18 protein-coding genes and 3 pseudogenes are annotated in these 19,952 nt (G+C 43.8%); 15 read left to right on the top strand and 6 right to left on the bottom strand.

Annotated elements, in window-relative coordinates:
- Nucleotides 1-93 precede the first annotated feature (93 nt).
- From ispG to der, 6 genes are all read left to right on the top strand, one after another.
- On the top strand, nt 94-1,218 hold the full coding sequence (gene ispG, locus AACL30_RS16045; RefSeq protein ID WP_339057336.1) for a flavodoxin-dependent (E)-4-hydroxy-3-methylbut-2-enyl-diphosphate synthase: 1,125 nt from the start codon (nt 94-96) through the stop codon (nt 1,216-1,218).
- A gap of 254 nt (nt 1,219-1,472) precedes the next feature.
- Entirely contained in the window at nt 1,473-2,753 is a 1,281-nt protein-coding gene (hisS, locus tag AACL30_RS16040; RefSeq protein ID WP_339057335.1) for a histidine--tRNA ligase, read from the top strand.
- Nucleotides 2,754-2,910: 157 nt separating this feature from the next.
- On the top strand, nt 2,911-3,549 hold the full coding sequence (locus tag AACL30_RS16035; protein WP_339057334.1) for a YfgM family protein: 639 nt from the start codon (nt 2,911-2,913) through the stop codon (nt 3,547-3,549).
- 67 nt (nt 3,550-3,616) lie between these two features.
- Nucleotides 3,617-4,825 (top strand): outer membrane protein assembly factor BamB, encoded by a 1,209-nt coding sequence (bamB, locus tag AACL30_RS16030; RefSeq protein ID WP_339057333.1) that lies wholly within the window; start codon nt 3,617-3,619, stop codon nt 4,823-4,825.
- Nucleotides 4,826-5,005: 180 nt separating this feature from the next.
- Nucleotides 5,006-5,128 carry a hypothetical protein gene (locus tag AACL30_RS16025; RefSeq protein ID WP_339057332.1) on the top strand — a complete coding sequence of 41 codons (123 nt, stop codon included), beginning with the start codon at nt 5,006-5,008 and terminating at the stop codon, nt 5,126-5,128.
- 25 nt (nt 5,129-5,153) lie between these two features.
- Nucleotides 5,154-6,629: a ribosome biogenesis GTPase Der gene (gene der, locus AACL30_RS16020; RefSeq protein WP_339057331.1), complete on the top strand. Its 1,476-nt coding sequence runs from the start codon at nt 5,154-5,156 to the stop codon at nt 6,627-6,629.
- 356 nt (nt 6,630-6,985) lie between these two features.
- On the opposite strand, the gene AACL30_RS16015 is transcribed toward der, so the two are convergent.
- Nucleotides 6,986-9,865, bottom strand: coding sequence for a hypothetical protein (locus AACL30_RS16015; protein ID WP_339057330.1), 2,880 nt, complete (start codon nt 9,863-9,865; stop codon nt 6,986-6,988).
- Between AACL30_RS16015 and istA (AACL30_RS16010) the strand changes: the two genes are divergently transcribed.
- From istA (AACL30_RS16010) to AACL30_RS16630, 3 genes and pseudogenes are all read left to right on the top strand, one after another.
- Nucleotides 9,864-11,042, top strand: coding sequence for an IS21 family transposase (gene istA / locus AACL30_RS16010; protein ID WP_339056344.1), 1,179 nt, complete (start codon nt 9,864-9,866; stop codon nt 11,040-11,042). The genes AACL30_RS16015 and istA (AACL30_RS16010) overlap by 2 nt on opposite strands.
- Nucleotides 11,039-11,836, top strand: coding sequence for an IS21-like element helper ATPase IstB (gene istB, locus AACL30_RS16005; RefSeq protein ID WP_339058365.1), 798 nt, complete (start codon nt 11,039-11,041; stop codon nt 11,834-11,836). Before istA (AACL30_RS16010) ends, istB (AACL30_RS16005) begins: the two co-directional genes overlap by 4 nt.
- Before the next feature lie 187 nt (nt 11,837-12,023).
- A pseudogene (locus AACL30_RS16630) lies at nt 12,024-12,095 on the top strand (hypothetical protein); the annotation flags it as partial.
- On the opposite strand, the gene AACL30_RS16625 reads toward AACL30_RS16630, so the two are convergent.
- The 3 genes from AACL30_RS16625 to AACL30_RS15990 form a co-directional block, all read right to left on the bottom strand.
- Nucleotides 12,087-12,512, bottom strand: coding sequence for an NEL-type E3 ubiquitin ligase domain-containing protein (locus tag AACL30_RS16625; RefSeq protein ID WP_422389609.1), 426 nt, complete (start codon nt 12,510-12,512; stop codon nt 12,087-12,089). The pseudogene AACL30_RS16630 and the gene AACL30_RS16625 sit on opposite strands and share 9 nt — an antisense overlap.
- Before the next feature lie 1,518 nt (nt 12,513-14,030).
- Nucleotides 14,031-14,339 (bottom strand): hypothetical protein, encoded by a 309-nt coding sequence (locus AACL30_RS15995; RefSeq protein WP_339057328.1) that lies wholly within the window; start codon nt 14,337-14,339, stop codon nt 14,031-14,033.
- Entirely contained in the window at nt 14,330-14,473 is a 144-nt protein-coding gene (locus tag AACL30_RS15990) for a hypothetical protein (protein ID WP_339057327.1), read from the bottom strand. The genes AACL30_RS15995 and AACL30_RS15990 overlap by 10 nt, the downstream gene beginning before the upstream one ends.
- 408 nt (nt 14,474-14,881) lie before the next feature.
- Here AACL30_RS15990 and AACL30_RS15985 point away from each other — a divergent pair, with 408 nt between their 5' ends.
- Nucleotides 14,882-15,079, top strand: a complete 198-nt coding sequence (locus AACL30_RS15985; protein ID WP_176487595.1) for a class II holin family protein — start codon at nt 14,882-14,884, stop codon at nt 15,077-15,079.
- Nucleotides 15,076-15,309: pseudogene (locus AACL30_RS15980) on the top strand (glycoside hydrolase family protein); the annotation flags it as partial. The gene AACL30_RS15985 and the pseudogene AACL30_RS15980, both read left to right, overlap by 4 nt.
- 37 nt (nt 15,310-15,346) lie before the next feature.
- Here the strand turns inward: AACL30_RS15980 and istB (AACL30_RS15975) are convergent.
- Together istB (AACL30_RS15975) and istA (AACL30_RS15970) are read right to left on the bottom strand one after the other, a co-directional pair.
- Nucleotides 15,347-16,144: an IS21-like element helper ATPase IstB gene (gene istB, locus AACL30_RS15975; RefSeq protein WP_339058365.1), complete on the bottom strand. Its 798-nt coding sequence runs from the start codon at nt 16,142-16,144 to the stop codon at nt 15,347-15,349.
- On the bottom strand, nt 16,141-17,319 hold the full coding sequence (gene istA / locus AACL30_RS15970) for an IS21 family transposase (RefSeq protein WP_339056693.1): 1,179 nt from the start codon (nt 17,317-17,319) through the stop codon (nt 16,141-16,143). Before istA (AACL30_RS15970) ends, istB (AACL30_RS15975) begins: the two co-directional genes overlap by 4 nt.
- On the opposite strand from istA (AACL30_RS15970), the gene AACL30_RS15965 reads away from it, so the two are divergent.
- From AACL30_RS15965 to AACL30_RS15950, 4 genes and pseudogenes are all read left to right on the top strand, one after another.
- A complete protein-coding gene (locus AACL30_RS15965; protein WP_339057326.1) occupies nt 17,318-17,443 on the top strand; it encodes a hypothetical protein in 126 nt (41 codons plus the stop codon). The genes istA (AACL30_RS15970) and AACL30_RS15965 overlap by 2 nt on opposite strands.
- Nucleotides 17,419-17,907: pseudogene (locus tag AACL30_RS15960) on the top strand (DUF6651 domain-containing protein); the annotation flags it as partial. The gene AACL30_RS15965 and the pseudogene AACL30_RS15960, both read left to right, overlap by 25 nt.
- Nucleotides 17,908-17,937: 30 nt before the next feature.
- Complete coding sequence (locus tag AACL30_RS15955; RefSeq protein ID WP_339057325.1) at nt 17,938-18,768, top strand: DUF6651 domain-containing protein; 831 nt, start codon at nt 17,938-17,940, stop codon at nt 18,766-18,768.
- A 30-nt stretch (nt 18,769-18,798) separates the two neighbouring features.
- A complete protein-coding gene (locus tag AACL30_RS15950; protein ID WP_339057324.1) occupies nt 18,799-19,941 on the top strand; it encodes a P22 phage major capsid protein family protein in 1,143 nt (380 codons plus the stop codon).
- The last annotated feature ends 11 nt before the right edge of the window (nt 19,942-19,952 follow it).

The raw sequence follows: 19,952 nt of genomic DNA, 5'->3' as shown, positions 1-19,952 counted from the left end.
TGTACAAATAGTACATGACAGAGGATGAGTGCGAGAAGTCAACACAAAGGCGAAGGGCACTGCCAAGTAACGTAGATAGGAGGAGAAAATTAAGTGCAGAATCCATGCCCCATTACACGCCGTAAATCGCAACGGATTTATGTTGGTAAGGTTCCTATTGGTAATGGTGCACCGATTGCTGTGCAATCCATGACCAACACCAAAACGACTGACGTAGAAGCTACCGTCAAACAAATTCTTGCTCTGGAACGTGTTGGTGCCGATATTGTACGCGTCTCGGTTCCAACAATGGATGCAGCCGAAGCGTTCAAACTGATCAAAGAGCAGATTAATGTGCCGCTCGTTGCTGATATCCATTTTGACTACCGTATCGCTTTAAAAGTCGCTGAATACGGCGTTGATTGTTTGCGTATTAATCCGGGCAATATCGGCAACGAAAATCGTATCCGCGAGGTAGTGGCTTGTGCTCGCGATAAAAATATTCCCATTCGTATTGGTATTAATGCTGGCTCATTAGAAAAAGATATTCAGGAAAAGTATGGAGAGCCAACAGCAGAAGCACTGGTAGAATCCGCCATTCGTCACGTGGATATTCTTGACCGCCTTAAATTCAATCAATTTAAAGTCAGCGTAAAAGCCTCTGACGTTGCTTTAGCCGTTGCTTCTTATCGTCTATTGGCAAAAGAGATCGACCAGCCATTGCATTTAGGCATTACTGAAGCCGGTGGGCTGCGTAGTGGCGCGGTGAAGTCTGCCATAGGTTTAGGCTTGTTACTCTCTGAAGGTATCGGTGACACAATACGTGTCTCGCTGGCTGCCGATCCAATAGAAGAAATCAAAATCGGCTTTGATATTCTCAAATCGTTACGCATTCGTTCGCGAGGGATCAACTTTATTGCCTGTCCAACTTGTTCAAGGCAAGAATTTGACGTTATCAAGACGGTGAATGCTCTCGAACAACGGTTAGAAGATGTGATCACACCCATGGATATTTCCATTATCGGTTGTGTGGTGAACGGCCCAGGTGAAGCCTTGGTTTCAACGATGGGTATTACCGGTGCCAGTAATAAAAGTGGCTTTTATGAAGATGGTGTACGTCTTAAAGAACGTCTTGATAATAATAATATCATTGACCAACTTGAAGCTAAAATTCGCGCAAAGGCCGCTGTATTAGATAAAAAAAACCGTATTGAAATTGATCAACGCGAAAGCCTGTAAGCTAACATAAAACCCTTTTTCACTTTTCACTGTCACGTTATGTTTTAATCCATCAATAATGAGACAGTTGAGAAGACGCAAAGCATACTTTGTACCTTTGACTGAAATAAGCGCAGAAAAATACCGAGTTGGATTATACCCAATGAATTTCGAGTTACGGGATGAGCGTAGACATACTACGTGATGCGGTGAGCACCCGCAACCAACACGACTTCAAAGGCGAAGGGTATATAGAGATTGATTAGAGAGAAAATGTGACAAAGGCAAAAAAAATCCAAGCTATTCGTGGTATGCACGACAGCTTACCGACAGAAACAGCATTATGGCAACATGTTGAAGATGTAGTTAAACGGGTACTTAGTCGTTATGGTTACAGTGAAATACGTTTACCGATTGTCGAGCAAAGCCAGTTATTCAAACGCGCCATTGGTGAAATGACCGATGTGGTAGAAAAAGAAATGTACAGCTTTGATGATCGTAATGGCGAAAATCTAACGCTACGCCCAGAAGGCACCGCCGGCTGTATACGCGCGGGAATAGAACATGGTTTGCTATACAATCAGCAACAACGTTTATGGTATATCGGTCCGATGTTTCGTCACGAACGACCCCAAAAAGGGCGTTATCGGCAATTTCATCAATTAGGTGCTGAAGTATTTGGTTTGTTTGGGGCAGATATAGATGCGGAATTAATCATGCTAACAGCGCGTTGCTGGCGTGAATTGGGAATTGCAGATCATGTTGAACTTGAACTGAACTCCATTGGTTCTTTGCAAGAAAGAGCCAGATATCGTGATGCTCTAGTGGCATTTTTAGAAATACATAAAAACAAGCTGGATGAAGACTGTCAACGTCGTATGTACGTTAACCCATTAAGGGTGCTCGATTCTAAAAATCCCAATATTCAACAATTACTTCATGATGCTCCGGCGCTTTCTGAATACCTCGATGAAAAATCAAAACAGCATTTTGCGAGTTTGTGCGCATTTTTAGATCAAACCAATATAAAATACAAAGTTAATCCTCGGTTAGTACGTGGATTAGATTATTATAATCACACCGTGTTTGAATGGATAACAAAAAACTTAGGGGCACAAGGCACCATTTGTGCGGGTGGTCGCTACGATGAACTGGTAGAGCAATTAGGTGGACAAGCCACGCCCGGGATAGGTTTTTCGATGGGGCTGGAACGGCTTATTCTTCTGGTGCAAGCAGTTAATCCCAATTTTACTGCGGCAAAAATGATTGATGTGTATCTTATTGCTTCAGGTGAGGGGACACAAAGTGCTGCTATGCAATTGGCCGAGGATTTGCGCAATAAAATACCCAGCTTGAAATTAATGACTCACCATGGCGGCGGTAAAATAGCCAGACAGTTTTCCCGAGCAGAACAATGTGGGGCACGTTTGGCTTTGGTATTGGGTAGTAATGAGTTATCAACTCGAAAAGTGACGCTAAAAAATCTTGCAACAGGTGAACAAGAAACACTACAGCAAGCTGATATCGCTGTACATCTCGCAGCGCTGTTAACTTAGAGCCTGTTCCAAATCTTCTTGAGCGACACTCAATTGATGAAAAAACGAGCTAAAAAGCACAATCTACATAGAGTAAATGAGCATTTTTAGTTCTTTTTTGACGAAGTATCGGCGAGCATAAGCGCTCTCGAGCAGGCTCTTAAAGGAGAAATATACCGTGGAAACCTATACCACTGAAAACGAGCAAGCGGATGCTGTGCGGCGTTTTTTTAGTGAAAATGCCAAGATACTCGTTGTGAGTGTGCTACTCATCATCGCTGTTTTAATTGGTTGGCACTATTGGCAAAATAATCAAAATACAGCAATGAAAAATGCGGCTTCTTCTTATCAGCAAGTAAGTGAAATATTGACTGATAATAAAAAAGCCGCGGTTACAAAGTCTGACGATAATACTAATGATGTTGCTGAACAGTTTGTCCGAGAGAATGATAATAATTACGCTGTTTTTATCGCGTTGGAATTAGCCAATCGTTTTGTTGAGCAGAAGCTTTTTGATAAAGCAGAGCAGCAACTTATGCTAGCTTTGACGAAAACCAAAGATAAAAATCTTTTATCATTAACGAATCTGCGTTTAGCAAGGCTACAGTTACAATTGAAAAACTCAGACCAAGCACTGAAAACGCTTAATAGCGTAGAGGGTGAAGCTTGGGTAGCAATGGCTGAAGATGTGCGCGGTGATATATTTTTAAACAAAGGCGATATACCCGCCGCCCGAGCCGCTTACACTAAAGCTACTGAAGTCAATGCAGCTCAAACATTACAGACATTGTTGCGGTTGAAATTAGATAATTTATAAGACTTCTTGCAAAACCGTCGTATCAGCGAGTACAAAAGATTTCGAATAGGCTCCTAGAGGAATTCCCATGCAATTATGTAAAATACTCTTACCAGGACTGCTATCAATGGTCTTTTTGAGTAGTTGTTCACTGTTTAATCGTGACGAGGATACAGCGGCTGTATCGCCATTGCCGAAAATAACAAATCAATTCACCCTGACAAAAATATGGAGTGTTTCGGTAGGCAGTGGTACCAATAATTATTACTCTCATTTACGCCCTACTTGGCAGGGATCATCCCTGTTTGCTGCTGATCGAAAAGGTTTGGTCAAAGCGATCAACCTAGATACTGGTAAAGAAATATGGCAAAAGAATCTATCTGAAAAAACGACATTTACCATGAAAAACCAATCAGCGATGTTATCTGGTGGGTTAACGGTGAAAGGAAATAATCTCTACATTGGTAGCGAAAAAGCGATAGTTTACGCATTACATACTGATGATGGTAGAGTCTTATGGGAAACCCCTGTGGCAGGAGAGGCGTTATCTCACCCTGTAGTGAGTGATGGTTTGGTACTGATTCACACCAGTAATGGTATGTTACAAGCCCTCGACGAAGAAAATGGTGCAATAAAGTGGATGCTGAATCTGGGCATGCCATTGTTGTCTTTACGTGGGGAATCGGCTCCTAGTACGGCATTCGGTGCCGCGATTATTGGTGGTGATAATGGTCGTATTAGCGCGGTTACAATGAAACAAGGCCAATTAATTTGGCAACAGCCTATTGCTAAAGTAGCTGGAGCGAGTGAAATTGATCGTCTGAACGATGTGGATACTCCCCCAGTGGTAGTTGACAACATAGTTTATGCTGTAGCTTACAACAGCAATTTAACTGCGTTGGATTTACGTTCTGGTCAGATTTTATGGCAACAGGAAATAGGTTCGGTTAATGATTTTATTGTTGATAATAGCTGTATCTACTTGGTTGATCAAAATGATCGCATTATGGCATTGAAAGCAGAAGGGGGACGCAATCTGTGGAATCAGAGCGACTTATTACACCGCAATCTAACAGCTCCCGTAATCTATAGTGACGATTATCTGGTGGTCGGCGATAGTAAAGGATATTTGCATTGGATAAATAAAAGTGACGGTCGTTTTGTAGCACAGCAGCAAGTGGATAGCTCGGGTTTTCTCAGTGCACCCATCATCGCTGACAATAAATTGATTATCCAAGCTAAAAACGGCACAGTTTATGCGTTTGCACGTATCGGTGGTCAAAAAACTGAAATATAACGGCAAAAACTTTTCCTCGTTCATATTTCTCCAAATTCGTTCAAGAGCCTATTCGAAATTTTCTTTAGCGTGGCTCAATTGATGGAAAAAATGAGCTAAAAAGTGCAGTTTACATAACGTAAATGAGCATTTTTAGCTCGTCCTTGGCAAAAGACTTCTTGCAAAACCGTAATATACTCAATGAATTTCGAGTTACGGCAAGGCGGCCAGGGGGTGAGACCGATGAGCGTAGACCTACTACGTGATTCGGCGAGCACCCGTAGCCAACAACGCGGCGGCTTCAAAGGCGAGCGGTATACATAAAATTAAGTCAATAAAGGATATAACAATGATACCTGTTGTCGCGTTAGTTGGACGCCCAAATGTGGGTAAATCCACTTTATTTAACCATCTAACACGCACCCGTAGTGCTTTAGTTTCCGATTTTCCAGGGTTAACACGTGATCGTCAGTATGGCCGTGCTGAGTTTGAAAGCCATGAATTTATTGTTATCGATACTGGTGGGGTTGATGGCACTGAACAAGGGGTTGAAACACTTATGGCGAGCCAAGCTCTCTTGGCGATTGAAGAAGCGGATATCGTATTATTTATTGTCGATGGTCGTGCTGGAATGTTACCAGCAGATCAAGAGATTACTCAACATTTACGTAATAGACAAAAAGCGACTTTTTTACTTGTCAATAAAACAGATGGTATTGATTCTGATAGCGCTCTCGCTGATTTTTATTCATTGGGTTTAGGTGAGGTTTATGCGATTGCTGCTTCTCATGGCCGTGGTGTTGCACAATTACTCGAGCGAGTTATGGCACCATTTATACCCGCCAAAGAGCCTGTGGTATTAACAGATGAACAGTTTAATGCTGCTTATTGGGCTACACAGGAAGAAAAAAATAATGAAACGGTACTTGAAGAGAATAATTTTAATCCACAAGATTTGCCGATTAAACTGGCTATTGTTGGACGTCCTAACGTAGGTAAATCGACACTCACTAATCGTATTTTGGGCGAAGAGCGCGTGATAGTATATGATTTACCCGGTACGACCCGCGACAGTATTTATATCCCAATGACACGGAATGAACGCCAATATATTTTGATTGATACTGCGGGTGTCCGTAAACGTGGAAAAGTAACGGAAACGGTTGAAAAATTTTCAGTGATCAAAACATTGAAAGCGATTGAAGATTCCAATGTGGTATTGCTCGTTATTGATGCTCAGGATGGTATTTCTGATCAAGATCTGTCATTACTTGGTTTTATCTTAAACAGTGGCCGTTCATTAGTTATTGTCATCAATAAATGGGATGGGATGCAGGCAGAAGATCGTCAGCGAGTAAAAAATGATTTGGATTTACGCTTAAATTTTATCGACTTTGCCCGCATACACTTTATTTCTGCGCTACGTGGTAGCGGTGTAGGTAATCTATTCAAATCAGTGTGCGAAGCTTATGATTCGTCTACTAAACGTGTCAGTACTTCGTTACTAACCCGAATTATGCAAATGGCTGAAGAAGAGCATCCGCCAGCTAGGATCCAGGGTCGTAGAGTCAAACTAAAGTACGCTCATGCGGGGGGGTATAATCCTCCTATTATAGTCATACATGGTAATCAGGTGAGTAGTTTGACAGACGCTTATAAACGCTATTTGATGAATTATTTTCGTCGTTCATTAAAAATAATAGGAACACCTATCCGCATTCAATTTAAAGAGGGTGAAAACCCTTTTGCTGGTAAGCGTAACACCTTAACACCCACTCAAATTCGTAAGCGTAGACGACTAATCTCACATCTAAAGAAGAATTAAATTATTTAATATTTCATGGGACGTTTTACTATGGCACTGTTAACAAAGTGTATTCATATAACTTATTGAAATAATTATAATTTAAATACATTTAAAGTAAACGGTTCCTCTTTAAAAAAACAGATGAATCGATTTTTTATGGCAGCGATCGGCGAATTCTCTCAATGATAAAGCCGATCACAAAAAGTATTATTTTTATCTCATCATTATTTTATGCGTCCTAAATATTTTTATAAATTACTTGTTATTCAATAAGTTAACTTTGTTAACAGTGCCATAGCCGAATCAGTTTAATTTGATTCAGCTATAGAGCACAAAATTGACAGCAGGGGTTTTGCTCGCCCCGCTGGCGATCCTTAGGCTGAACTCGTGAGCAGCTCGCTTAAAGTATAGAGAGGATAGAACACTTCACCATAAAATGCCTCCGGCTGATTAGCTCGATGGTTATACTTTTCAATCAGTTGGTTTAAAGGTAGTGTCATCGTGATACTGTCATTGACGACCTTCAAATCAATGTTTTCATGCACAGACTCTGCATTCAATGCGTTAGAAATACAGAGAGCGAATTTTCTTTGCGTGTGGGAAATCCATAGGTTCTGCTCTTCCCTTTGTACCTTATAACTGCCCAAATCCTCATTTTCGATAATTAATTCAACATCTTCTTCAAGTGCCCTATTATGCGCCTGAATGACGAAAGTGATCGCTGACCAATGTTGTAATTGGATGAGGAGTGTGGCTGATTTTCGCCGCGGATACAGTGTTTTTATTCCTTTAATGTCGGTAAGAAAATAAGCAGAGAAAGGCAGGTTTTTTTGCAGTCCAGATAGCGTACTTCCCTTTTCAATATAAATCAGCTCGTCACCAAAGCGTTTAATACAGAGCAGATCTGCCACCTCTTGCGATTCAGCAGGCCAGCCTTGCACCATTTCCCATTTTTTTAACGCCGATATTTTATATACTTTCTTTTCCTCAGCACTGACATAGCTGTGGTATCCGTCTCGGCTCAGCCCTAAATACTGATAGTCGACCTGTTTATCTCTCTTTTTAGGTATCATGAAAAGTGCTGATAACTGTCTGTCATACCATCCATATTGACTAAATTGCAGGAGTTTTTTTTGCTTCAATTCAATATTAGCTGCACCATTTTTACGGATCCTAGTGAAGGCCTCGCTTATCATGTTGTTGATGTCGCCAACATGGAGTCGTGCTTTCGGCAGGAATTGAGCAAGATGTGCCGCTAAAAAAGTCCACATATTTTTTGGTGTAACCGATAGATCGTCTGGCGTTCTTTTAACTATTTTTTCTATTAGCATTTTCCGGATTTGTGTTTTTCTTTCAGTAAAATTGATCGCGAATAAATCTTGCACGCCAAGAGGGATATAGGGAATATGAGTTTGCCAAATCGCGTAGTGATCACCGCTATAAACACGATTTTCATCGCTGAAAATCCGGTAAAACTCTTTTTCCAAGGCACGCGCCAGTTGATAAGACAGCAAATAGGGGGAGAAGTATTCTTCAGTAATGTCCTGTAGAGAAAAATGATAGGGCGATTGGTTGAAATCAGAAAAAAAGATCAACTGATGAATTTTTAGATAGAGTAATTCCTCATTTTTCCAAGCTTTTTGCACACCATATAGCACGATCTCTACAGCTGGTAGTATATTTTCAGGGATCACAGGGTTAAATGTTTGTACTTCATCAAGAGATAGGCTGCTGATATAAAGGAGCGTTTTGTTATGCGGATCCCAAAAGGCGGCTTTTTCCTGTGTGTCATGAGCGAGATAGTGTAATTTTTGTCCGTGGGATGAGTAACAAAAATAAAATCTTTTTAACTTCGTCTCATACCAGGCTTGTAAGGACTTGGTATTGTCGGTGGAAACGCCGCAAGAAAATCCTTCGACACTCAGCACGGGAAGATGAAAGCGTTCGTCTGCTTCATTATCATTGATCGCCAGTAAAGCGGTAAAAGCGGCAGGGAGATCATCTCGATGTTTTGTTAACCATTTGCTGCCTATCGTCGATAAATACGCGCGTCCAGCAACATCGATGGCATAAACATTTTCTTGACTGTCTTCAGTATAAAGCCGTTCTGGCGTATGTCCGACATGTTTGAGTGAACCCAATTTGTTGTAATTGATATAAGGCTCTGTGTCGCGTTTTATGTAGAGCTTTTGCATGCTTTCTTCATTTTCATTGCTTACCGACATCCAAAAGCTAACTCTTTGATAATCAGTCTTTCCGCTCCATATCGGCTTGATTTTCTCCTGCTCTCCCGCTCGCAGCGTTATCGGAGCGAGGATCCCGCATGATTGACTCCACCAGTACTCGTCAGTATTTTCATTGTCAGTAATTTGAATTATTTCATCGGCGTAAATCTCTCCAGCCGGGGATTTTTCGTTCCATAGATCAACGTTTGCGGGATAATCATCCAGTAAATAAATGTCTAGCAATAGGGTGGATAGTAGCCCTCGCAACTGTTTAATGGTGGTTTGTAAAGAGCGTGCACCAACAAATAACTCGTCTTGTACTAACATGCTGAAAATGTCGCTGCTGCATTGAATTTTTCGTAACAAAAGCGGGCTGCTAGCAGTAGGAGTGATATTGATTGCGTAATGCACTGCTACCGATGAAGTCCCTTTTTGGAAATGTTCTACCAGTGTCAACTGCTTCCCCTCTTGCATAATTTTGACTCTCGTTTTTAATCCGTTCGAGGCGCTAAAGAGAGGAAAAAAAGAATAATTGATGAATTCTAATAGGGAAGATCGGCTATGGGTGATCCAGAAAGTAGGCTGAAAAGGGGGCTCTCCATTTTTCAGTTCCCCGTTTGCTTGCGTATCCAAATCAATATGAGCGTAGAAAAAAGCCTTTTCTGCTTCAATGGTTAATAATTGTGTGCAAGCGATAGAGAATTTAAAAATAGCGAATGCTGGTACCCACAATATGGCTTTATTTTTAATCGAATAATGGGCATTCCCCTGATAAGTCTCTTCCTGGTAATTTTTAATTAATAGAGAGGATAGTCTGTCAACACCAGGCAGCGTTTTTATTTGCTGTTGATATAAAAGATCAAGTTCTGTTTTTAGGTTGTTTGCGTGCGATTCACTGGCATCGAAGACTATTGACGCAATATCTGTCAGCGCTAATGATAAAAGACCGTAAATTGCTAATTTAATTTGTCCACTCAAGCCAGAATGCAGTTTCCTTTGTGGTGACAAAGCCATGAGGGAAATAAGCATGCTAAGAAGAGAGGACCACTACATGATAAAACAACGCCATCAACAGGGGGCATTTATTGTTGATATTGCCCATCAGATAGGGTGTTCAGAAAAAACGGTGAGACGGCACATTAGCTATCCTGCGCCGCCAACAGCAAAACGCGGTAAAAAACAGGTTGCTAAACTCGAGCCCTTTAAAGACTACATCGATTCAAGGTTGAGTGAACAGGTTTGGAATGCGGCGGTTATTTTTGAGGAAATCCGTGAAAAAGGCTACCGGGGTGGGAGTGCGATGCTCCGACGTTATATACATCCCAAACGTCCGCTCAGGGCCTCGAAAAACACGGTACGCTTTGAAACCCTCCCCGGTTATCAACTTCAACACGATTGGGGAGAAATCATCGTTGAGGTGGCAGGCTCTGCCTGTACGGTTAATTTTGCCGTTAATACGCTCGGTTTTTCGCGTCGCTTTCATGTCTTTGCTGCCCCTAAGCAAGATGCTGAGCACACGTATGAATCGCTGGTTCGCAGCTTCAATTACTTCGGTGGCAGCGTAAAAAATGTCTTGGTAGATAACCAAAAAGCCGCTGTTATCAAACATGGACAAAATGGCCACATCGAGTTCAATGCGGGCTTCCTGCAACTGGCTAATCACTATGGGTTTAGCCCTCGCGCCTGTAAGCCTTATCGACCGCAAACGAAAGGCAAAACCGAACGGATGGTGGGCTATGTTAAACACAATTTTTTCACTCGCTACCGTCAGTTTGAGAGTTTCGCTCATGTTAATCAACTGCTAGCGATGTGGCTGGCGAAAGTGGCAGACCAGCGTCATCTTCGTCAATTCAAGCAGACACCGGAAAATCGTTTTGCTGAGGAAAAAATAGCCTTGATGCCACTCCCTGCGACTGATTTCGATACCAGCTACTTCGACCTACGACAAGTGGCATGGGACAGCTATATCGATGTCAGAGGTAATCGCTATAGCGTGCCTTCATTCTGGTGTGGTCGTGCGGTTAATATTCGTATCGGTTTAGATAATACGCTACGTATTTACGGCGATGAGCAACTGCTCGCGACGCATCTCTTGCAGGAGGTAACGCAGGGCTGGCAAAAGGTGCCAGAACATCATCAAGCCCTTTGGCAACAGGTCAATCGAGTAGCGTCTCGTTCGCTCAGTGTGTATGAGGAGCTACTCTGATGGAAATGGAAAACTTGTTGATACGGTTAAAAATGGATTACCTGGGCGATGCGTTGGAGAGTTTATGTGAAGAAGCCACCAAGAAAGCACTGAACTACCGTGAATTTCTCCAGCAGGCATTAGCCCAGGAATGGAACGGGCGTCACCAAAAAGGCTTGGAATCGCGGTTAAAACAAGCACGTTTGCCGTGGATAAAAACCTTGGAGCAATTTGACTTTACTTTCCAACCAAGTATAGACAGGAAAATTATCCGCGAGCTGGCGGGGCTGAGGTTTGTCGAACATCATGAAAACGTCATTTTGTTAGGCCCACCTGGGGTAGGGAAAACGCATTTGGCGATAGCGCTGGCTGTCAAGGCAGCTACAGCTGGGCATCGGGTATTGTTTATGCCTCTGGATAGACTCTGCTGTACCTTAATGAAGGCAAAGCAAGAAAACCGTCTGGAACGCCAACTTCAGCAACTGTGCTATGCCAGGGTATTAATACTGGATGAAATCGGGTATTTACCGATGAATCGCGAAGAAGCTAGCCTATTTTTCAGGTTATTGAGCCGTCGTTATGAAAAGGCGAGCATCATTCTCACATCAAATAAAAGTTTTACTGATTGGGGGGACGTATTCGGTGATCACATTTTAGCAACTGCGATTTTAGACAGGCTTTTACATCATTCAACCACATTGAATATTAAAGGAGAAAGCTACCGACTCAAAAATAAACGCAAAGCAGGCATGTTGCCTATAAAAACGACTGATATTATCCAGGCGCCTGGAATAGAAACCCAACAGGAAAATTAGCAAAAACTGGACATTTTAAAGTAGCAAAAAGTGGTCAATCTAAAGTAGCGTTGACAAGGCTACCGTGCAAACGCCCCGCCCTCTCTCGCCACACCCTGTGTGAGCACTAAGACAACCGCTACCGATTGTTTGCCAGCGGCCGGGTTGCCATGCTAGATCGCATTATTGTTAACCGGAGCCAACAAAAATGGCCACATCCCGCTTTTTCCGCGCCGCCGTCGAGGGCGCTACCAGTGACGGTCGCCGCATTTTACGGCAACACATTATCGACATGGCCGAAAGCTACATGAATGATCTCTTTCACTCGATTGTCATATTCTCCTTGCTCAATTGCATGATTCAAATAAACGTTTTTGATTTGATTATAAGCCAGTGACACTCTATCTTCACAGGAAGAAGTTGCCTCCTCTGCGATTAGAAAAACGTGCGCTCGCAACTCCTTGCTCTCTGAAACCAACCGTGTTAAGAAAGTCGTCACGTTTTTTCTGAAATCGGGGTTGCTGAAGTTGATTGTCTGCCCCAATTTATGAATAAAACTCAAAAAATTCGGGAAATACGCTTCATTTCTTATATTTATCCAGGCTGCTACTGTCTCTGAGATTTCCCATTTAGCGAGTACTTCAGGCAAGGTTGGTTCGGTAGGAAATAATGGAAGAACCGCTGGTTCTGATTGCATAGAAAAGAGAATATGAGGTCCATGATAATCGGAAGCATTAAGTATTTGGTTAAGCCTGATAATGGTGTCTTCTGAAATCAGATTACCTGAAAGATCAACCTGGCAATTTTCTGATAGGCTTTCTAATGTTGAGTTTGTTTGTGTTATGAAATTATTAAGCATGTTCAGTTCAGTTAATGACAAAGGAAGTTCAAAAGGAATCGCAGCGAATAGGTTATTTTCTAAACTAACTTTTTGTAATGATAGTTCGGACAAATCAGGGAGCTCAGTCAGCCTGTTGTGTCCAAGAGACAGGGTGGTTAACCATGTATATTCATTTAAAATAGCAGGCACAGTATTTAATTGACGTTTATCGAGAAATAGTTCAGTATTTTTTGTAGCTAAATTTGCCAACAATAGCTCTAATGCCTCACGACGATTTTCATGTGAACCCGTGTCAGGTTCATGAACCCAATCATATAATTTTACTGCTTTTTGATTGAAATCAAGATGAGAGCCTCTTATGTCGTTGATAAAAACATCGAGGAGCGAGTTTATTACTAAGTCGGATTCTCCAAAGAATGCAATATCATGAGCAGATCTAAAAATATCCCATTTATCCTCAACATGAAAATCCTCACGGTCTTTATATTTATCTATATAACTATCAGTATAACCATTAGGGCGTACTACACACATAGCTTCGATTAAACGCTTTAAAGCGTCTTCTTTGTTTGTTTCAACTGCTTTTTTTCTGATTGGTTCGAATATTTTAATAAATTGATCTGAACGAATGAGATGAAAAATACTAAACCCTTTCTCATCACGCTTAAGAATATCATCGAATTCCATCTTATTGATTATATTCTCTATACACTGATTATTCTGTCCAGTCTCGAGTAATTTAATCAGTTCATCACGAAGTTGAAAAAATATTGCGTCATCGTTCTCCATTACTGGAGTGTTCTGGCTAGTCAGTAAATTAGTAACGGTCAGTGAAGATCCGGCACGATTCTCTATTCTTGTGATTGTTTGAAGCCTTGTTGGATTGCTATCTTGTCTTGGTACTGCTGTAAATGAAGGTGTTGAAAAACCTGATATTTGATTATGAACTGGCATTTTACTTTTCTCTTTTGCAATTAAATAAACCATAGCATTTTGTGCCATTAGATTAAAAACATAATGGCATTGATTAACGCGCTGATAATTAAAGGTATGAAATAACAATCAGACGATATAAATAATTAATAAATATTTACTTTAAATATCGGAATCATGACATATTTTGACGAATCCATACCAAGGAACGTTATACCGACTTGTCTTGTCAGGTGCTTGCAAAAAACGCTTGTTTTGCGAACAAAAAAAGACTCTATTAGCAGAGAGGTCTTTACCGTAAATTTTTCTTTGTCACCCACTTTTACGGTGTCAAAAGATGGCCTCTACTGGCCTTTTTTATGAGATTTTATACAGGTGGCGCCACTCGACTTACGGGTTAAAGGGAGTAGAAAATAGCGGTAGTTTGCCGCTATTGTGCTGCTACAGAAAAAGCGTCATCTTCCTCAATCGCTGCAATTCCTCTTTCCTTCGGGCAGAAGAAGTAGAAGACCCATTTTGATTTTCTGTACGAATTGTTGTTTGCTGTGCTGCCGTATCTTTTTCAGGACATCTTACTACGAGTATTTGGGAGAGCTTCAAAGGTTGAGGTACCATACGCGCTGTACAACCATTAGGGAGCCAATCAGAAGAAAGCCCCCAATCAGGAGAGGCTAAAACAGGCACCGGTAATAATATAACCGGTAATATTCTGAAGAAAATTTTTATTGTCTGAATAGTGATTACCACCATAGCCACACCTTCCGCATTTTTGCTTTGAATTCCTCTTCGTGTTTTTGCATAGAAGAAGATGGGTTTTCTCCATGGAAGGAGGTTGCTTGCTGTTCAATAATTTTTTGTTGCTTACACACGGGGATGAGACCCACAAAAGTCATCTCCCACGTAGTGGCGTTACAAATAGGAAGAAGCCCAAGCCGGTGTGAGTAATGCTAATAATATAACGAATAAACTATTCAAGACTGTTTTTATTTTTTTCATCTGCCCCCCTCCTGTTTTCCGGTTAGCCTCATTTAACCGGTACTGGTTTTTGATCTGCTATTAGCATAGTCACCAGAAAAGCAATTTTCCCTTTCAATTTTTATTACCTGTTTATTATTTAATGTTATTGACAGCCTTTTATTTCAAAGGCTGCGCATCGCGCGGTCTTTTCACCTTTTAGCACCTCCCCCTGCCCATCAGTGTTCAACCTTTCTATCCACGAGAGGGTAAACGGGGGATGGCGCTATTTTTTTATACAACCTCATTCCATCCCCTACTAATAGACGAGACAGAGCATGGACAAAGTGACCACAGGCGCGACCTATGCGGCATGCGCCGGGAGTATTTTTAATGGTTTGCTGAGCAGCGACAGCTCGGAACAATGGAATGCCATTGGTGTGCTGGCGGGCGTCTTGCTGGCGGTACTCACCTATCTGACGAATTTGTATTTCAAGATTAAAGAAGACCGGCGTAAGAGCAGGGCAGGAAAATGAGCACGCTAAGCAAACCCCTGCTGGGACTGATTGTGGCAGGAGCAACAACAACCGCCATCCTGACGCAATTTTTGCAAGAAAAAGAAGGCAACCGGCTAACGGCGTATCGCGATGGCGCACATGTTTGGACGATTTGCCGTGGGGCGACGCGGGTGGAGGGGCAGCCGGTGAAGCCCGGCATGACACTCAGTCGCGAGCAATGTGAGCAAGTTGTCAACGCTACTTTAGATTGACCACTTTTTGCTACTTTAAAATGTCCAGTTTTTGCTAATTTTCCTGTTGGGTTTCTATTCCAGGCGCCTGGATAATATCAGTCGTTTTTATAGGCAACATGCCTGCTTTGCGTTTATTTTTGAGTCGATAGCTTTCTCCTTTAATATTCAATGTGGTTGAATGATGTAAAAGCCTGTCTAAAATCGCAGTTGCTAAAATGTGATCACCGAATACGTCCCCCCAATCAGTAAAACTTTTATTTGATGTGAGAATGATGCTCGCCTTTTCATAACGACGGCTCAATAACCTGAAAAATAGGCTAGCTTCTTCGCGATTCATCGGTAAATACCCGATTTCATCCAGTATTAATACCCTGGCATAGCACAGTTGCTGAAGTTGGCGTTCCAGACGGTTTTCTTGCTTTGCCTTCATTAAGGTACAGCAGAGTCTATCCAGAGGCATAAACAATACCCGATGCCCAGCTGTAGCTGCCTTGACAGCCAGCGCTATCGCCAAATGCGTTTTCCCTACCCCAGGTGGGCCTAACAAAATGACGTTTTCATGATGTTCGACAAACCTCAGCCCCGCCAGCTCGCGGATAATTTTCCTGTCTATACTTGGTTGGAAAGTAAAGTCAAATTGCTCCAAGGTTTTTATCCACGGCAAACGTGCTTGTTTTAACCGCGATTCCAAGCCTTTTTGGTGACGCCCGTTCCATTCCTGGGCTAATGCCTGCTGGAGAAATTCACGGTAGTTCAGTGCTTTCTTGGTGGCTTCTTCACATAAACTCTCCAACGCATCGCCCAGGTAATCCATTTTTAACCGTATCAACAAGTTTTCCATTTCCATCAGAGTAGCTCCTCATACACACTGAGCGAACGAGACGCTACTCGATTGACCTGTTGCCAAAGGGCTTGATGATGTTCTGGCACCTTTTGCCAGCCCTGCGTTACCTCCTGCAAGAGATGCGTCGCGAGCAGTTGCTCATCGCCGTAAATACGTAGCGTATTATCTAAACCGATACGAATATTAACCGCACGACCACACCAGAATGAAGGCACGCTATAGCGATTACCTCTGACATCGATATAGCTGTCCCATGCCACTTGTCGTAGGTCGAAGTAGCTGGTATCGAAATCAGTCGCAGGGAGTGGCATCAAAGCTATTTTTTCCTCAGCAAAACGATTTTCCGGTGTCTGCTTGAATTGACGAAGATGACGCTGGTCTGCCACTTTCGCCAGCCACATCGCTAGCAGTTGATTAACATGAGCGAAACTCTCAAACTGACGGTAGCGAGTGAAAAAATTGTGTTTAACATAGCCCACCATCCGTTCGGTTTTGCCTTTCGTTTGCGGTCGATAGGGCTTACAGGCGCGAGGACTAAACCCATAGTGATTAGCCAGTTGCAGGAAGCCTGCATTGAACTCGATGTGGCCATTTTGTCCATGTTTGATAACAGCGGCTTTTTGGTTATCTACCAAGACATTTTTTACGCTGCCACCGAAGTAATTGAAGCTGCGAACCAGCGATTCATACGTGTGCTCAGCATCTTGCTTAGGGGCAGCAAAGACATGAAAGCGACGCGAAAAACCGAGCGTATTAACGGCAAAATTAACCGTACAGGCAGAGCCTGCCACCTCAACGATGATTTCTCCCCAATCGTGTTGAAGTTGATAACCGGGGAGGGTTTCAAAGCGTACCGTGTTTTTCGAGGCCCTGAGTGGACGCTTCGGATGAATATAACGTCGGAGCATCGCACTCCCGCCGCGGTAGCCTTTTTCACGGATTTCCTCAAAAATAACCGCCGCATTCCAAACCTGTTCACTCAACCTTGAATCGATGTAGTCTTTAAAGGGCTCGAGTTTAGCAACCTGTTTTTTACCGCATTTTGCTGTTGGCGGCGCAGGATAGCTAATGTGCCGTCTCACCGTCTTTTCTGAACACCCTATCTGATGGGCAATATCAACAATAAATGCCCCCTGTTGATGGCGTTGTTTTATCATGTAGTGGTCCTCTCTTCTTAGCATGCTTATTTCCCTCATGGCTTTGTCACCACAAAGGAAACTGCATTCTGGCTTGAGTGGACAAATTAAATTAGCAATTTACGGTCTTTTATCATTAGCGCTGACACCGGGGCAGTCGATCAGGTGAAAGCGCAAATCACCCAAGCCTTTCAGAGCCAGCTTGATGAGGCCAGCAGCAAAAATAACACCCTGGAAGCGCAGTTATATCAAGAGATGATAGGCAGCCGTTTCAACAGTTCGACGTTTATCAAGGATAACCTGGCCATTCCGGCGGATTTGGTGCAGGCGCGATTCGGTCAAGCATTCAACATCGAGGCGGGTAAAGTGGTCGCGACGGATGCCGCAGGCAACAAAGTCTTCTCCCGCCGCCGGCCTGGCGAAATGGCGGAGTTTGATGAAGCCTTGGAATACCTTATCGAACAGTATCCGCACAAAGACCACATTCTGAAAGCGTCCGGCCACAGTGGCGGCGGGTCACAACAAACACAACCTCCATTAGGACAAAAAACCCTCAAACGCAGCGCCTTTGATGCCTTGGACAGTGGCAGTAAACAGGCCGCCCTCAAAGACGGTATGTCCATCGTCGATTAATTGTACCTCATTTAACCTTGGAGTCACCGCATGGCAAACACCTTAACGGGGTTGATCCCCACGATTTATACCGCATTAGACAGCGTGTCCCGTGAACAAGTCGGTTTTATTCCCGCTGTCGCCCGCAACAGCAAAGCAGAAGCCGCCGCGCTCGATCAAAATGTCACCGCCCCAGTGGCGCCGATTGCCAAAACGGTAGATATCGTCCCCGGTCCTACCGCGGCCGGCAGTGCGGAACAAACGATCAGCACCGTGGAAGTTAAAATCAGCAAATCCAAAATGGCACCGGTGCAATGGAACGGCGAAGAACAAATGGCCATGGGGTCGGCAGGCAGCTATAACCTGCTGCTGGCTGACCAATTTAAACAAGCTTTTCGTGCCTTGGCCAATGAAGTCGAAGCGCAAATCACCCAAGCCTTTCAGAGCCAGCTTGATGAGGCCAGCAGCAAAAATAACACCCTGGAAGCGCAGTTATATCAAGAGATGATAGGTAGCCGTTTCAACAGTTCGACGTTTATCAAGGATAACCTGGCCATTCCGGCGGATTTGGTGCAGGCGCGATTCGGTCAAGCATTCAACATCGAGGCGGGTAAAGTGGTCGCGACGGATGCCGCAGGCAACAAAGTCTTCTCCCGCCGCCGGCCTGGCGAAATGGCGGAGTTTGATGAAGCCTTGGAATACCTTATCGAACAGTATCCGCACAAAGACCACATTCTGAAAGCGTCCGGCCACAGTGGCGGCGGGTCACAACAAACACAACCTCCATTAGGACAAAAAACCCTCAAACGCAGCGCCTTTGATGCCTTGGACAGTGGCAGTAAACAGGCCGCCCTCAAAGACGGTATGTCCATCGTCGATTAATTGTATCTCATTTAACCTTGGAGTCACCGCATGGCAAACACCTTAACGGGGTTGATCCCCACGATTTATACCGCATTAGACAGCGTGTCCCGTGAGCAGGTCGGTTTTATTCCCGCCGTCGCCCGCAACAGCAAAGCAGAAGCCGCCGCCCTCGATCAAAATGTCACCGCTCCAGTGGCGCCGATTGCCAAAACGATGGATATCGTCCCCGGTCCTACCGCAGCGGGCAGTGCGGAACAAACGATCAGCACCGTGGAAGTTAAAATCAGCAAATCCAAAATGGCACCGGTGCAATGGAACGGCGAAGAACAAATGGCCATGGGGTCGGCAGGCAGCTATAACCTGCTGCTGGCTGACCAATTTAAACAAGCTTTTCGTGCCTTGGCCAATGAAGTCGAGCAGGATATAGGGGCACTGTATTACGGCTCGGCGCGAGCTGTCGGGAAAGCCGGCAGCACGCCCTTTGGCGTCAAAGAAGACCTGGCCGATTTTGCTGATGCGCGTCGGGTGCTGGAAGATAATGGGGCGCCAACGACCGATCTGCAAATGGTGTTGGGCTCCGCGGCGATATCAGCTATTCGCGGCAAACAATCGGTGTTATTTAAAGTCAATGAAGCTGGCAGTGAAAGCTTGCTGCGTGAAGGTACCATTGGGCGGATCGAAGGCTTTAACTTGCATAATTCCGCTGGCATCAAACGGGTAACCGCAGGGACAGGCAGCGGTTTTTTGGTCAACAAGTCAGGTGGGTATCAGGTGGGTGCGCAGCTGATTGCGGTGGATACTGGCAGCGGCACGGTGAATCGCGGAGATATTGTTACCTTTGCCGGTGATACGCATCAGTATGTAGTAGCAACTGCCAGCGCCTCCGTTATCACCCTGTCGGCACCGGGCTTGTTGCAAGACTTTGCCGATAACACTGCTATCACACTGGTGGGTAACTACACAGCGAATATGGCTTTTGATCGTCATGCCTTCTTGCTCGCTTCGCGAACCCCCGCCATGCCCGACGGGGGAGATACCGCCGATGATGTGATGAATGTCACTGATCCGGTCTCTGGTATCACTTTCCAAGTGGCGCTCTACCGCCAGTATCGTCAGATCCGCTATGAAGTGGGGCTGGCCTGGGGGATGGCGGCAGTGAAACCGGAGCACAGCGCCTTGATTTTAGGCTAATAGAAGGAAAG

The organism is Candidatus Regiella endosymbiont of Tuberolachnus salignus, assembly GCF_964020115.1.
Classification (GTDB): domain Bacteria; phylum Pseudomonadota; class Gammaproteobacteria; order Enterobacterales; family Enterobacteriaceae; genus Regiella; species Regiella insecticola.
This window is presented reverse-complemented; position numbering and strand designations above follow the sequence as displayed.